This is a genomic window from Gardnerella sp. DNF01205 (assembly GCF_049244135.1).
In the GTDB taxonomy this organism is placed as follows: domain Bacteria; phylum Actinomycetota; class Actinomycetes; order Actinomycetales; family Bifidobacteriaceae; genus Bifidobacterium; species Bifidobacterium leopoldii.
Map to the genome: position 1 here is coordinate 619,064 of NZ_CP058378.1, position 13,196 is coordinate 632,259.

General features: G+C 41.1%; 15 protein-coding genes. 14 read left to right on the forward strand and 1 reads right to left on the reverse strand.

Features of this window, described 5'->3' with window-relative positions; all coding sequences use genetic code 11:
• The first annotated feature begins 91 nt into the window (after positions 1-91).
• From HXT47_RS02665 to HXT47_RS02680, 4 genes are all read left to right on the forward strand, one after another.
• Complete coding sequence (locus HXT47_RS02665; protein WP_421789273.1) at positions 92-325, forward strand: VRR-NUC domain-containing protein; 234 nt, start codon at positions 92-94, stop codon at positions 323-325.
• On the forward strand, positions 306-1,745 hold the full coding sequence (locus tag HXT47_RS02670; protein ID WP_421789275.1) for an SNF2-related protein: 1,440 nt from the start codon (positions 306-308) through the stop codon (positions 1,743-1,745). The genes HXT47_RS02665 and HXT47_RS02670 overlap by 20 nt, the downstream gene beginning before the upstream one ends.
• Complete coding sequence (locus HXT47_RS02675; RefSeq protein ID WP_065189592.1) at positions 1,705-2,133, forward strand: sigma factor-like helix-turn-helix DNA-binding protein; 429 nt, start codon at positions 1,705-1,707, stop codon at positions 2,131-2,133. Before HXT47_RS02670 ends, HXT47_RS02675 begins: the two co-directional genes overlap by 41 nt.
• A gap of 143 nt (positions 2,134-2,276) precedes the next feature.
• A complete protein-coding gene (locus HXT47_RS02680) occupies positions 2,277-4,598 on the forward strand; it encodes a glycoside hydrolase domain-containing protein (RefSeq protein WP_421789277.1) in 2,322 nt (773 codons plus the stop codon).
• Positions 4,599-4,670: 72 nt separating this feature from the next.
• Here HXT47_RS02680 and HXT47_RS02685 read toward each other — a convergent pair whose 3' ends face one another.
• The gene (locus HXT47_RS02685) at positions 4,671-5,069 is read right to left on the reverse strand and encodes a hypothetical protein (protein WP_006303439.1); all 399 of its coding nucleotides are present in this window, start codon (positions 5,067-5,069) and stop codon (positions 4,671-4,673) included.
• A gap of 74 nt (positions 5,070-5,143) precedes the next feature.
• Between HXT47_RS02685 and HXT47_RS02690 the strand changes: the two genes are divergently transcribed.
• From HXT47_RS02690 to HXT47_RS02735, 10 genes are all read left to right on the forward strand, one after another.
• A complete protein-coding gene (locus HXT47_RS02690; RefSeq protein WP_285085396.1) occupies positions 5,144-5,503 on the forward strand; it encodes an HNH endonuclease in 360 nt (119 codons plus the stop codon).
• 160 nt (positions 5,504-5,663) lie between these two features.
• Positions 5,664-6,215 carry a P27 family phage terminase small subunit gene (locus HXT47_RS02695; RefSeq protein ID WP_116712582.1) on the forward strand — a complete coding sequence of 184 codons (552 nt, stop codon included), beginning with the start codon at positions 5,664-5,666 and terminating at the stop codon, positions 6,213-6,215.
• 11 nt (positions 6,216-6,226) lie between these two features.
• A complete protein-coding gene (locus HXT47_RS02700; protein WP_421789280.1) occupies positions 6,227-7,012 on the forward strand; it encodes an S-adenosylmethionine synthetase N-terminal domain-containing protein in 786 nt (261 codons plus the stop codon).
• 14 nt (positions 7,013-7,026) lie between these two features.
• A complete protein-coding gene (locus HXT47_RS02705; protein ID WP_421789282.1) occupies positions 7,027-8,295 on the forward strand; it encodes a site-specific DNA-methyltransferase in 1,269 nt (422 codons plus the stop codon).
• Positions 8,288-9,775 carry a DNA (cytosine-5-)-methyltransferase gene (gene dcm, locus HXT47_RS02710; RefSeq protein ID WP_421789284.1) on the forward strand — a complete coding sequence of 496 codons (1,488 nt, stop codon included), beginning with the start codon at positions 8,288-8,290 and terminating at the stop codon, positions 9,773-9,775. The genes HXT47_RS02705 and dcm overlap by 8 nt, the downstream gene beginning before the upstream one ends.
• A 65-nt stretch (positions 9,776-9,840) precedes the next feature.
• On the forward strand, positions 9,841-10,476 hold the full coding sequence (locus tag HXT47_RS02715) for a virulence protein (protein WP_421789286.1): 636 nt from the start codon (positions 9,841-9,843) through the stop codon (positions 10,474-10,476).
• Positions 10,473-10,703 carry a DUF4314 domain-containing protein gene (locus tag HXT47_RS02720; RefSeq protein WP_421789288.1) on the forward strand — a complete coding sequence of 77 codons (231 nt, stop codon included), beginning with the start codon at positions 10,473-10,475 and terminating at the stop codon, positions 10,701-10,703. Before HXT47_RS02715 ends, HXT47_RS02720 begins: the two co-directional genes overlap by 4 nt.
• Positions 10,704-10,816: 113 nt before the next feature.
• Complete coding sequence (locus HXT47_RS02725; RefSeq protein ID WP_065189401.1) at positions 10,817-11,101, forward strand: transcriptional regulator; 285 nt, start codon at positions 10,817-10,819, stop codon at positions 11,099-11,101.
• Positions 11,102-11,249: 148 nt separating this feature from the next.
• Complete coding sequence (locus HXT47_RS02730; protein WP_065189402.1) at positions 11,250-11,474, forward strand: DUF7678 domain-containing protein; 225 nt, start codon at positions 11,250-11,252, stop codon at positions 11,472-11,474.
• 124 nt (positions 11,475-11,598) lie between these two features.
• Positions 11,599-13,191, forward strand: a complete 1,593-nt coding sequence (locus HXT47_RS02735) for a terminase large subunit (RefSeq protein ID WP_421789290.1) — start codon at positions 11,599-11,601, stop codon at positions 13,189-13,191.
• Positions 13,192-13,196 lie beyond the last annotated feature (5 nt).

Here is a 13,196-nt window from a genome sequence, read left to right on the forward strand (position 1 = left end):
ATAGAAAGGATAAGAAGCAGTGATAAGAAAACAAAAAATAATAGTAAGAGAACGGGAGGTTGAGCGAAAACTCGTTTGTGAAGTTAAAGCTATGGGAGGACTTTGTTTAAAGCTTACGAGTCCTTCTGTTGACGGGCTTCCTGACAGGCTGGTTTTACTTAATGGTGGCAAGATTGGTTTTGTGGAGCTTAAAGCACCAGGTAAAAAGCCTAGAGTTTTACAGGTGAAACGGATGAAGGATTTACAGGCTTTAGGTTTTAAGGTTTTCGTGGTTGATGAGAAGAGTCAGATTGGAGGTGTGATTGATGCGATACGAGCCACATGAGTATCAAAAGTATGCGACTGATTTTATTATCACACACCCGGTTTCAGCGGTCTTGCTTGAAATGGGACTTGGTAAGAGTGTGATAAGTCTTACAGCGATTAACGACCTGATGCTTGACTCGTTTGATGTTTCCAGGACTCTTGTTATCGCTCCTCTTAGGGTTGCGAACACTACGTGGCCTTTAGAGTTAGAAAAGTGGGAGCATTTAAAACACTTGACTTATTCTGTGGTAACAGGCAGTGAGAAGGAGCGGATTCAAGCACTAAAAACGCCTGCTCACGTTTATATTATTAACCGTGAAAACGTGGAGTGGCTGATAATGAAAAGCGGCCTGCCGTTTAATTTTGACATGGTTGTGATAGATGAGCTTTCAAGTTTTAAATCGTATCAGGCGAAACGTTTTAAAGCATTACTGAAGGCTAGGCCGAAAGTTAAAAGGATTGTAGGTCTTACAGGAACGCCTTCTTCTAACGGGCTTATGGATTTGTGGGCTGAGTTTAGGCTGCTTGATATGGGTGAAAGGCTAGGCCGTTATATTACGTATTATCGGCAGAACTTTTTTGATCCTGATAAGCGTAACCAGCACATGATTTTTTCTTATAAGCCTAAAGATGGTGCTGAGAGTTTAATCTATAAGCAGATAGCTGATATTACGATTTCGATGAAGTCGAAAGACTATTTGAACATGCCGGCGTGTGTGATAAACGAGGTGAAAGTAGAGTTATCCGGTAAGGAGCGAAAACTCTATGATGAGCTGAAACAGGATATGGTGGTGTCGTTGGAGGGTAAAGAGATTGATGCGATTAACGCAGCGTCTCTTTCAAATAAGCTTCTTCAAATGGCAGGCGGCGCGGTTTATAACGAGAAAAAAGAAAGCGTTCATATTCATGATCGTAAGCTGGACGCGTTAGAGGATTTAATCGAGGCTGCTAACGGTAAACCGGTGCTTGTAGCTTACTGGTTTAGGCATGATCTTGAGCGGATTAAGAAACGTTTTAACGTGCGTGAGATTAAAACGAGTGCTGATATTGCTGACTGGAATGCCGGCATGATTCCTGTAGCATTGATTCACCCGGCTTCTGCAGGTCATGGTCTTAACCTACAGGCTGGCGGCTCTACACTTATCTGGTTTTCCCTGACTTGGAGTTTGGAACTTTACCAGCAGACGAACGCCAGGCTTAACCGTCAGGGTCAAACCGGCACGGTTGTAATCCATCACATCATCACTAAGAACACGATTGATGAAGACGTGATGAGGGCTTTAAGCATGAAGGCTAAAGTGCAGGATGCTTTAATCGAGTCGGTTAAAGCAAGACTATCAATTAACGAAGTGAGGGAAAGGGGTTCTAGAGAGAACTTACCTCAAAATGGAGGTAAGAATGAACAAAAAAGAATACTTACGGCAAGCCTATCTTCTTGATAAGCGGATTAAGGCTGACATGGACGAGGTAGTAAGACTGCGTGAGCTTGCTACAAGTGTTTCTTCATTAAGATACGACAGAGAGTATGTGCAGACGACTCGAAGCGTGGAAGCTCCGTTTGTGAAAGCTCTTATAAGGGTTATGGATTTAGAAGCCAAGATTAACATGGAGATTACGATGCTTATCAGTTTGAAAGAGCAGATTTTAGAAGTGATTTCTAAGCTTGAAAGCGTGGATGAGCAGATGATTTTACGCTACCGTTACATGAGTAACATGACGTGGGAGGATATTGGTAACGAACTCCATGCTAGCAGAATGACGATTATAAGATGGCATGGTAAAGCGTTAGAGCACATGGTTTTACCAGATAATCTAATCCAAATCTGAAAAAATGGTACGGTTTGGTACGCTCTGATACGAGATGTTACAGCCTTCTATATGGTATTATAAACTTAGCAAAAATTATAAATACTAAGCCTTGAAAGAGTAATCTTTCAGGGCTTTTTTCATGCCCAAAAGGAGGACATAACATGGATCAGATGGTATTGCAAACACAGCAATGGTTAAACAAAACCTATGGTGATGATACTCGTTATACGAAAGTAAAAGAGAGTGGTCATACTGGCTGGGACACTATCAATGGTTTGATTGTTGCATTGCAAATTGAATTAGGAATTCAGCATACAGCTGCTAATTTTGGTGCGGGTACAACACGAAAATTTAATCAACGTTATCCACACGGTGTTAAACAACAAGATGATAGTGATGAGTCGAAAAGTAATGTTTACTCGATTATTCAAGGTGCTTTATGGTGCAAGGGCTATTCGACAAGTAATAATATTACGCAACACTTTTATAGTGGAACAGGGCGTGCTGTTAAAGAGTTGAAGAATGATATGGGTATTGGTGGTGATTCTACTGTAACAATTGATGTAATGAAAGCACTTCTTTCCATGCAACAGTTTGTTTTACTAAATCGTTACGGTGGTACTGGCGTTGTTAGGATTATTCAACAAACTATTAACCGAACCTATAAGAACTATACGGGTATTATTCCTTGTGATGGTTTGTATGGTCGAGAAATGAATACCGCACTTATCCAAATTTTACAGTCGTTAGAAGGTTATTCGCCTGATGATGCCACGGGTAATTTTGGACATGGTACACGACGTAATTTGAAAACTATTAGCAGACAAAACGCTTCTTCCTATGGTAAGTGGGTATGGTTAGCAAAAGCTGTACTTAATTGCATTAGATATGATTGTCTTCAAAATGAGAATTGGGATGATGATTTTGCTGAGCAACTCACCAAATTCCAGAAAGACTACAAGCTTCCAGTCACCGGAGCACTTGATGTTAACACGTGGATGTCGTTGTTAACTAGTAAAGGTAATCCAGACAGAAAAGCAAAAGCATGCGACACACGTTTTGAAATTACTTCGGAATTACTCAATACTCTTAAACGCGACGGATATGAAATTGTTGGACGTTATTTAACAGGTGGCTCGTTTAAAGAAATCCGTGAAGGCGAGCTGAAACGTATTGTTGATGGAGGCTTGAAATATTTCCCTATTTTCCAAGAAAATGGTCGTAATCTTAGTGACTTTACGTATCAAAAAGGTCTTGAACACGGTAAGAAAGCTAGTGAAGCAGCATTATCTAAAGGTGTACCAGCAACAGCAATCTATTTTGCGGTAGACATGGATATTTATGATTATCAGATTGATAGTAACATTATTCCTTATTTTAAAGGTATTAATGAAACTATTGATTCTCGTTACTCAGTGGGTATCTATGCGTCACGTAACGTGTGTACAAGGATATCGAATGTAGGGTTGTCTGCTTCTAGTTTCGTATCAGATATGTCTACTGGTTTTAGTGGCAATCTGGGATTCCCAATTCCTAAGAACTGGAACTATGATCAATTCCATGAAATCTCAGGATATGGTGGTAAATGGGACTTAGACAAGGTTGCTTACAATGGGAAAATACCAGCCTGTAATAGTGTGATATCATCTCAGAAATATCAGCAAGACGAAACTCAATTTATTAAATGGGTGACTACAACAGAAAAAGAATGTTTGAAAGGGTTTGAAGGTATTTCCAACCCATTAACTGGATATCGGTTTGCAGTTGGCCAATATATTTTCGAGTACTTACGGAAACCAAAATATTGGGGCGACAAATACTTTGCTTTGTGGAGATTTTATACTCCAGAATTTAGTGTTGATAAACATGATATTAAAGCACGTTCTTTATGTCATGCTGTATGTTCGCAACAGCCATCTATTAAAGATAAGGTGACAGATATAGATATTGCTCATATGTCTGCTACTGCCTTAGGCTATATTCACTGGGGAATTCCAAAAAATAAAGGTTATTATAGCTTAGGTGATTTAGGTGGATGGTTGTTAGATTTACTACAAATGTTTGGAAATTATAGGAGGGTTGCCAAAGATCAAGATTTATCGAAATGGTTAAAGGAGCATTTGGGTAGTAAAACTGATGGACAAGGATTTGGTTATGACGATGTACTCGCAGACGCAGATGCTTATCTCATTGTTTCTTCCATGAAGAAAGATAATAGTGATACAAGGTTTTCAAAATCTATATCACAACTATATCAGCTTAGTAAGCGTGAACGAATTAAGATGTTTTATCAAGAACGATTTAATTCGTCTAAAGATAATGTCATTAGTGCCTTCACAAAATTAGCTGATCGTATAGATTTTGCCCCGTTAGAAAATGTAAAGGAAGGCCTTTTGAAACAAGCTGCTAAAACTGATGTTTTGCCTACGAGGGCGGAAGCCAAGATATTAGGTCAAATGTATGCGGAGTTTATGGCAAGCTAATTATCATATTTCTATAGTCAGAAGGAGTTCATAGCATTTTAATGCTATGAACTCCTTCTTATTTCGAGTTACTTATTGCGGAGTATTAAAATCAACAACTAAAATTAGGAAGGAAAAGAAAGCAAATAATAAGGAGAAGGCAATTATTAGCAGTGTGAAAATGACTGCTACTACTTTTAATGAGATAAGTATGACCTTTATATATATTGGCTTGTTAGTTTGAGGCAGTTTCTTTGTTGATGTAGCGGTAACGATTTTAAGAACTAGTGATATGCCTAAAAGAAGATAGCCTATACAGCAAATGGATAACGTTAGCGTATTGGATAGGTTAATTTGCTCTGTAGTTGTAGGCTTATGGACTAAGTATATGGGAAGAAAATGCGTAATGTTACTTTCTTCTAAAATCACTAAAAGTAATGAGAAAACACCTAATGCCCAAAGGATATTTGCTACGGTTTTACATTTTTTCATTACATCTACTCCATGAACTGTTTTGTCCTACTAATTATATAATACGCGCAAGCTTGCTGAAAGGAGGATGAGTCTTGCCAAGAAAACCTAAAAGACCGTGTTCTTATCAAGGCTGTCCGAACCTAACTGACGGCAGGTTTTGTGAGGAACACTTAAAACAAGAGAACCGGCGCTACGAAAAATACGAGCGACCTTATGATGCTCACAAACGTTACGGCAGAGCATGGCAGAAAGTAAGGGACTCTTATGTGAGAGAGCATCCTTTCTGTGAGCTTTGCTTTAAGAACCATATGCTTGTGCCTGTTGAGCAGGTTCATCATATTAAACCGATTGCTGAAGGCGGAACGCATGAGAGGAATAATCTTATTTCTCTATGCAAATCCTGTCACTCTAAAATTCACGCTAAGCGTGGAGATCGCTGGCATAACAAATAAAAACCACCCCAGGGGCGGTCAAAATCTCTAAAAACCTATTCCCCGGGGAACGGGCGCAGGGTCTCGCGTGCAAAAACAGCATATTCAAAAGGGTAATAGGCAAAATCAGACACAAAAATTTTTTAATAGTTAAAACTCATGCGGAAAGGAGGCGGAAAGTTTGCCTACAAAATCAAATAATATCGGCGGTCGTGGCGGCAGACGCGTAGGTGCCGGGCGAAAGAAGAAAGCGGTTGTTGAAAAAGCTAGTGAAGGAAACCCCGGTGGCAGGCCTTTAAGCGTTCTTGATATTCCGGAGCTTGAAGGTGCTGAAATGCCTCAGCCTCACGAGTTTTTATCCGCCACGCAAAAAGACGGTACACAGCTTCAGGCTAAAGAAATTTTTGAAGAAACATGGAAGTGGCTAAAAGACATTGGTGTTAGCAGTAAAGTGCCATCTCCTCTTATTGAACGGTATGCAATGAGTTGTGCTCGTTGGATTCAATGCGAGGAAGTAACCAGTAAACTCGGGTTTCTTTCCAAGCATCCTACCACGGGTAAACCGATACCATCGCCTTTTATCAACATTGGTATTAACTACATGAATCAGGCGGTCAGGCTTTGGAATGAGATTTTCCAAATTGTGAAAGAAAACTGTTCGACTGAGTTTGATGGTGTTTCACCTCAAAACGATTTAATGGAACGCCTGCTTATTACACGTAAAAACATATAAGGAGAAAAATTATGATAGAAAAAGTAAATCCAAGTCACCCGGACAAGATTGCGGATCGTATTGCTGGAGCAATTGTTGATCTGGCTTACAAGCTGGATGAGAATCCGAAGATTGCTGTTGAAGTGATGCTCGGGCATGGTAAGTGTGCCGTGTGTATTGAAAGCACGGTGATGTTTAAGTTTAAGGATATTAAAAATATTATCCACCGTTTAAGCCCTGGGAAAGTAAAGATTGATATTACGGTCGTGCCACAGGATAAGCATTTAAGCCGAAACCAGGATGGTATGGTTCGCTCGGGTGATAACGGGATTTTTAAAGGTGTACCACTAACAGGCGAGCAGAAGAAACTTTCTACTATTGCTCGAAAGGTTTATGAAAAGTATCCGTATGACGGCAAGTATGTTCTTGATGGTGAAAAGCTTATCATCTGCCAGTCTCACGCTAAACGAGAAGACGTATTGAAAGACTATCCGAATGCGTTTGTTAATCCTTTAGGCGACTGGACGGGCGGTATCAACGTGGATACGGGAGCGGTTAACCGAAAACTCGGGTCAGACATGGCTGATGCTGTTACAGGCGGCGGCTTGCATGGTAAGGATCTTACGAAAGCTGACGTGTCGGTTAACATTTACTCGTTTTTGAAAGCACAAAAAACTGGACGGGTGGTTGAATTTTCTTGTGCTATCGGAGATGAAATGGTTGATGGTAAACCGTATTCGCAGATTGTGAAAATTGCGAAAGATTATATTGACTCGGTGGGTGGTTTTGAAAAGCTGGCTTGCTGGGGTCTTTTCTAACGGGAGGAAAGCTTATGGAAAAAGAAATGCAGTATTATCTGGCTGACGTAAGTGAGCTTATCCCGTATGTGAGAAACGCTCGCACACACTCTGAGGCACAAGTATCTCAGATAGCGGCAAGTATTCGTGAGTTTGGTTTTCTATCCCCAATTCTAGTGGCTGATGATAATACGATTCTTGCAGGGCATGGCAGGCTTGCCGCGGCATTAAAACTGGGTCTTAAAAAAGTTCCGTGCGTGAAAGAAAACCATTTAACTGAAACACAAAAGCGTGCTTATATTATTGCAGATAATAAGCTTTCACTTAACGCAGGCTGGGACAACGAGCTATTAGCAGTCGAGTTATCGGAGCTTGAAGGAGCTGATTTTAACCTTGATCTTCTCGGATTTGACGAGGCAGAGCTTTCCAGTATTTTTGATGCCGATAAAGACGTAAGCGATGATGATTTTGATGTTGAAAAAGAGCTGGAAGAACCGTGTTTTTCTAAAACAGGTGACATATGGACGCTTGGTAAGCATCGTATTATTTGCGGTGATTCAACCGATTCTTCCACGTTTGAAAAACTGCTGGGTGAAACGAAAGTAAATCTTGTTTGCACGGACGCACCTTATTTCGTGAACCTTGAAAACGCGTCAGGGAAAATTAAAAATGATGATTTAAGCGATAAAGAAGGCTACGAGTTTTTAATGAAAGTTTTTACCAACTTTAAAAACTCTATGGCCGCTGACGCGTCTATTTACGAGTTTTACGCGACCATGAAAGCACGTGTTTTCTACGATGCTTTTGAGGACGCGGGGTTTAAGGTTGCAGCCGGTTTAATTTGGAAAAAGCCGAGAGCTCCACTTATGCGAACGGACTGGAAGTTTAACATGGAGCCGATTATTTACGGTTGGCGTAAAGACGGTAAACATAAGTGGTATGGCGATCAGAAACAGACAGCCGTGTTTGAATTCGACGGGATTAAAAACTCGAAGGAAGAAGGCTGTGGGCATCCTTCCAGTAAGCCTGTGCCGCTGATTGCTTATCTTATTAAACAAAGCACGCAAACAAACAGTGTTGTGTTAGACGGGTTTTTAGGTTCAGCGTCCACGCTTATAGCCTGTGAGCAGATTGGAAGAGTGTGTTTTGGAGTGGAGCTTGAACCTAAATTCATTGATGTTGCAGTTAAACGCTACATGAAGTTTCATGATGATAAAACAGAAGATGTGGTTCTTATACGAGATGGGAAACAGTATAGCTACGAGCAGGCAATTGAAATGATGAAAGAGGCTGGCGATGAGTAAAACACTTACACTCGCCAGCCTTTTTGATGGCTCGGGCGGTTTTCCTTTAGCAGCTACGCTTACAGGGATTAAACCTTTATGGGCAAGTGAAATTGAGCCGTTTCCTATAAGGGTTACCACTAAAAGATTACCTTATGTTAAGCACTTAGGTGATGTGTCAAAGATTAAAGGCGATACTGTGGAAGCGGTTGATATTATCACGTTTGGAAGCCCATGTCAGGACATGTCGATTGCAGGTAAACGGGCAGGCCTTAGCGGTTCTCGCTCGAACCTGTTTTTTGAAGCGGTTCGGATTATTAAAGAGATGAGGAGGAAAACAGGTGGACAAAAACCAAGATATATCGTTTGGGAGAACGTTCCGGGAGCGTTTTCCTCAAATAAAGGAAAAGACTTCGAGAAAGTTATCAAAGAAATCTGTGCTGTCAAAGGACATACGTTTAATGCTCCTAGACCTGAAAAATGGAGCAGTGCAGGACTTGTCATGGCAGAAGATTTCTCACTCGCATGGCGGGTACTTGATGCTTCATACTTCGGAGTACCCCAGAGAAGAAAACGTATCTTTCTTGTCGCAGATTTTGATGGACAAAGTGCCGGAAAAATATTATTTGAGCAAGAAAGCATGCCTGGGGATTTTACGGCGAGCGGAAAGCCGTGGCAAGAAACTGCCGGACATTTTGAAACAGGCACTGGTGATGCAATCGAAAGATACTGTTTAAACGATCAGGGCGGAAGCAGAATGGACGTGTTTGAAAACAAAAGCGGCACGCTTACAGCAAGTGTGGGAAACCATCCACCGCTCGTGTTTGAAAATCACGGACAGGACTCTAGATTTAAAGGACCGATAGATATTAGTAATACCATAGGAGCAAGTCTTGGAACTGGTGGGAATAATCAGCCTTTTGTGGTTTGTGATAAAACCTGTTTTGACGTTCGTTTAACATCGCTCAACACGAAAAATAAGCGTGCTAACGTGTATGAAACGAAACTGGCAAGAACAATTAACACAGGGCTAAACTCGCCTGAAGCTAATCAAGGCGGTCTTGCAATAGTGTACTCTACGAGTAAAAACTCGCATCACACGAATGCTCGGGCTGAAATGACAGACACGCTTGTGGCTAGTGACTATAAAGATCCTCCTGTCGTAAATGATATGAATGAGGATAAACACTATGTGGTTAGACGTTTAACACCGAAAGAATGTGCAAGACTGCAGGGCTTTCCTGACTGTTGGTGTGATAATCTTCAAACAGAAAATCCGAGCGATGAAGAGCTTATCTTTTGGCAGGACGTGTTTGAAACACATCGAAAACTAGTCACGAACGCCTGTAAGCCGAAAAGTAAAAATCAGATAATCAAATGGCTTAAAAATCCTCACACTGATTCGGCAGAATACAAGATGTGGGGCAACGGCGTGGCACTTCCCTGCGTGTATTTCGTTCTCAAAAATATCGCTTATTTTCAGGGAAAAGAAAGCACATAAGACTTGCTAAAAACCTTCTTTAGAGTGATGTATATACACAAGGAAAAACCTAAAGGAGGTATAAAATGAACTTAGAATATGGTTTAAAAGGTTCTAAAAGAAAACCGCTCATACAAGCAATAGAAGATTTAACAGGTCTTAAAGCCACGTATCTTAAAACTCCCAGCATGGCTTACAAGATAGGCTCTTTCACAGTTGGTAAAACAGGGACAGTAACATCTACGGATGTTGAAAGCTTAAAGAATCTCAAACAACTACTTGATGGTGATTATGGTATAAGCCTTCCGGAAAAGAAAAGTGAAAGTGCGCGCATGCTTACAGTCGAGTTTCCTAAGGATAAGACGGACGTGGTTAAGCTAAAGAAAATCATCAAAAACAAGAGTGATTTATTCAAAAAAGCACTCGATGTAACAAGCCTTGAAATAGAAGAAAACGGTGAAACGGTTAGTTTTCCCTGGTTTAAAAACGTAAGCCAAGACCATATGGATACTTACATAAAGCTTATTTCTGCTCTTTGCAAAATGAGTTTGGAAGTAAAACGTGTGAATGAAACTAAACATAAGGCGGTTAACGATAAGTATGCCTTCAGATGTTTTCTTCTTAGGCTTGGGTTTATCGGAGATGAGTTTAAAAAGGATAGAAAGATTCTTCTTTCCAATTTAGAAGGATCATGCGCTTTTAGAATCGAAAGGGCTAAATGATGAGAACGTTAAGCAGAGAACAAATTGAAAAGCTTAGAAAAACTTATCCTAAAGGTTGTTTGGTAGAGCTTATCTTAATGGATGATGTTCAAGCACCTCCTTCTGGCACTAAAGGCAGAGTGCTTGGTGTTGATGATATGGGTTCAATCATGGTTTCTTGGGAAACAGGAAGCAGGCTAAGTGTTGTTTATGGCGTGGATAAATGCAGAAAAATCGGTGGCTTATAAGAAGAATAATTAGTGAAATACCAGCGGTTTTATCCCGTTTATTGCTTGATATTGTGCGCTTTTAGAGTGATATATAGTATCAGCAAAAAGCACAGAAACAAAGGAGAAACCTTATGAAAAAAGAAATCTTACAAAACCTTACAAACGAAGTTAAAACATGCAGACGCTACGCGCTAAACGCAATCAAAAAAGCTGAAGAAGGGAAAATTAGTTCGGCTATCAGCATGCTCGACATTGCACAAACAGCAAAAACCTGCGCCAGTAAAGCTCACGAGGAGCTTTGGAAGGTAAGCGGAGGAAAACTCAACGATACGGAGTTTGAACTGTTTGCGGATGCTGAAACCTTGGACAAGGATATTCAAAAAGCTTATCAAGCGATTCAACAAGCAAGAAGCTAAAAGAAAGGGGGATAGTCAGCCATAGGGTTGGAAGGCTGGAGAAAAATCGTGGAATTATCCGCGATTTTTTCTCGTTTACGGCTTGCTATTATGTGCTTTTAGAGTGATATATAGTACTAACAAAAAACACAGAAAAAGGAGAAAAATCATGTGGGAACAAGATACGCTTAGGGTTGAAGATCAGGTTGTAAGCTACAGTATGAAGGTTTTTGAAGAGCCAAGCGAATATGGGATTAACCAGGGGCGAATTTCCAAGCTTACTTTGAAAAACAATAACAAGGTTATCGCAAACTATGATAGAGGCTGGGATATTATGCCAACAGGCAAGCTTGCAAACGAGGCTTTAGAAATGATCCTTGACGCAAGAAACTAAAAACTTTAAGTCTAGTTAAAAGCAGCAGGGCTTTTTAAGGCCCTGTTTCTCGTAGGAAAGATAAGAAATGATGTGGACGCAAGTAAGCGTCTTTTTTTATGCCTAAAGAAAGGAGGAGCTTAAGTTGGAAAAATACGAGGTTACTAAGTTAAAAAAAGAAGATTCAACGTATAGTAAGGATTTAGCGGATTATGCTGTAAGTTTTATTGAATGTTTAACGCATACGAAGGGAACGTGGGCTGGTAAGCCTTTTAAGCTCCTTGACTGGCAGGAGCAGATTATCAGGGACTTGTTTGGCGTGGTTAAACCGAACGGTTACCGCCAGTTTAATACTGCTTATATTGAAATACCTAAGAAAATGGGTAAAAGTGAGCTTGCCGCGGCAGTGGCACTGCTTTTATGCTGTGGGGATAATGAGGAGCGAGCCGAGGTTTATGGTTGTGCGGCTGACCGTCAGCAGGCAACCATCGTGTTTGATGTGGCGGCTGACATGGTTAGAATGTGTCCGGCTCTTAATCGTAGGGTTAAAATTTTAGCTTCGCAAAAACGTATTATTTTCCTACCAACTAACAGCTTCTACCAAGTATTGTCGGCTGAAGCGTACTCTAAACACGGTTTTAACATTCACGGTGTCGTGTTTGATGAGCTTCACACGCAGCCAAACCGTAAACTGTTTGACGTGATGACTAAAGGCTCCGGGGATGCTCGCATGCAGCCACTGTATTTTCTGATTACCACAGCCGGTACGGATACGCATTCTATCTGCTATGAGACGCATCAGAAAGCAGTGGATATTATCGAGGGTAGGAAAATTGATCCAACTTTTTACCCCGTGATTTATGGTGCAAAAGATTCGGATGATTGGACGGATCCTAAGGTGTGGAAGAAAGCTAATCCTTCTCTTGGAGTGACGGTTCAAATGGAGAAAGTTAAGGCTGCTTTCGAGTCAGCTCGGCAAAATCCTGGTGAAGAGAATGCTTTCCGTCAGCTTCGTCTTAACCAGTGGGTGAAACAGTCTATTCGTTGGATGCCGATGGAAAAGTGGGATGCTTGCGGTTTTCAGGTGAACGAGGAAGAACTCGAGGGCAGGGTCTGCTACGGGGGTCTTGACCTTTCAAGCACCACCGACCTTACGGCTTTTTCGCTTGTGTTTCCGCCTTTAGATGAGTCGGATAAGTTTCGTATCCTACCCTATTTTTGGGTGCCTGAAGAAACCTTGGATATGCGCGTGAAACGGGACCATGTGCCGTATGACGTGTGGGAAAAACAAGGTTTTATTAAAACTACGGAAGGAAACGTTGTTCACTACGGGTTTATTGAAAAATTCATCGAAACTTTAGGTGAACGTTTCAATATTCGTGAGATTGCTTTCGACCGTTGGGGCGCGGTGCAAATGGTGCAAAACCTTGAAAACATGGGGTTTACCGTGGTTCCGTTCGGACAGGGATTCAAGGATATGAGTCCGCCTACCAAGGAGCTCATGAAGCTTGTGCTCGAGCAGAAAATCGCACACTCTGGGCATCCGGTGCTTCGCTGGAATATGGATAACATTTTCATCCGCACCGATCCTGCAGGAAACATTAAGGCAGATAAGGAAAAATCAACCGAGAAAATCGACGGTGCTATCGCAACCATTATGGCACTTGACCGTGCCATCAGATGCGGTAACGCAAATACGGAAAGTGTGTATGACAGTCGAGGAATCCTATTCATGTAAGGAGG

Bases quoted from the DNA above. Each gene is read 5' to 3' on its own strand.
- HXT47_RS02680 (WP_421789277.1), top strand. From the start codon at position 2,277: ATGGATCAGATGGTATTGCAAACACAGCAATGGTTAAACAAAACCTAT.
- HXT47_RS02705 (WP_421789282.1), top strand. From the start codon at position 7,027: ATGGAAAAAGAAATGCAGTATTATCTGGCTGACGTAAGTGAGCTTATC.
- HXT47_RS02670 (WP_421789275.1), top strand. From the start codon at position 306: ATGCGATACGAGCCACATGAGTATCAAAAGTATGCGACTGATTTTATT.
- HXT47_RS02730 (WP_065189402.1), top strand. From the start codon at position 11,250: ATGTGGGAACAAGATACGCTTAGGGTTGAAGATCAGGTTGTAAGCTAC.
- HXT47_RS02725 (WP_065189401.1), top strand. From the start codon at position 10,817: ATGAAAAAAGAAATCTTACAAAACCTTACAAACGAAGTTAAAACATGC.
- HXT47_RS02675 (WP_065189592.1), top strand. From the start codon at position 1,705: ATGAACAAAAAAGAATACTTACGGCAAGCCTATCTTCTTGATAAGCGG.
- HXT47_RS02700 (WP_421789280.1), top strand. From the start codon at position 6,227: ATGATAGAAAAAGTAAATCCAAGTCACCCGGACAAGATTGCGGATCGT.
- HXT47_RS02685 (WP_006303439.1), bottom strand. From the start codon at position 5,069: ATGAAAAAATGTAAAACCGTAGCAAATATCCTTTGGGCATTAGGTGTT.
- HXT47_RS02665 (WP_421789273.1), top strand. From the start codon at position 92: ATGGGAGGACTTTGTTTAAAGCTTACGAGTCCTTCTGTTGACGGGCTT.
- HXT47_RS02715 (WP_421789286.1), top strand. From the start codon at position 9,841: ATGAACTTAGAATATGGTTTAAAAGGTTCTAAAAGAAAACCGCTCATA.
- HXT47_RS02720 (WP_421789288.1), top strand. From the start codon at position 10,473: ATGATGAGAACGTTAAGCAGAGAACAAATTGAAAAGCTTAGAAAAACT.
- dcm (WP_421789284.1), top strand. From the start codon at position 8,288: ATGAGTAAAACACTTACACTCGCCAGCCTTTTTGATGGCTCGGGCGGT.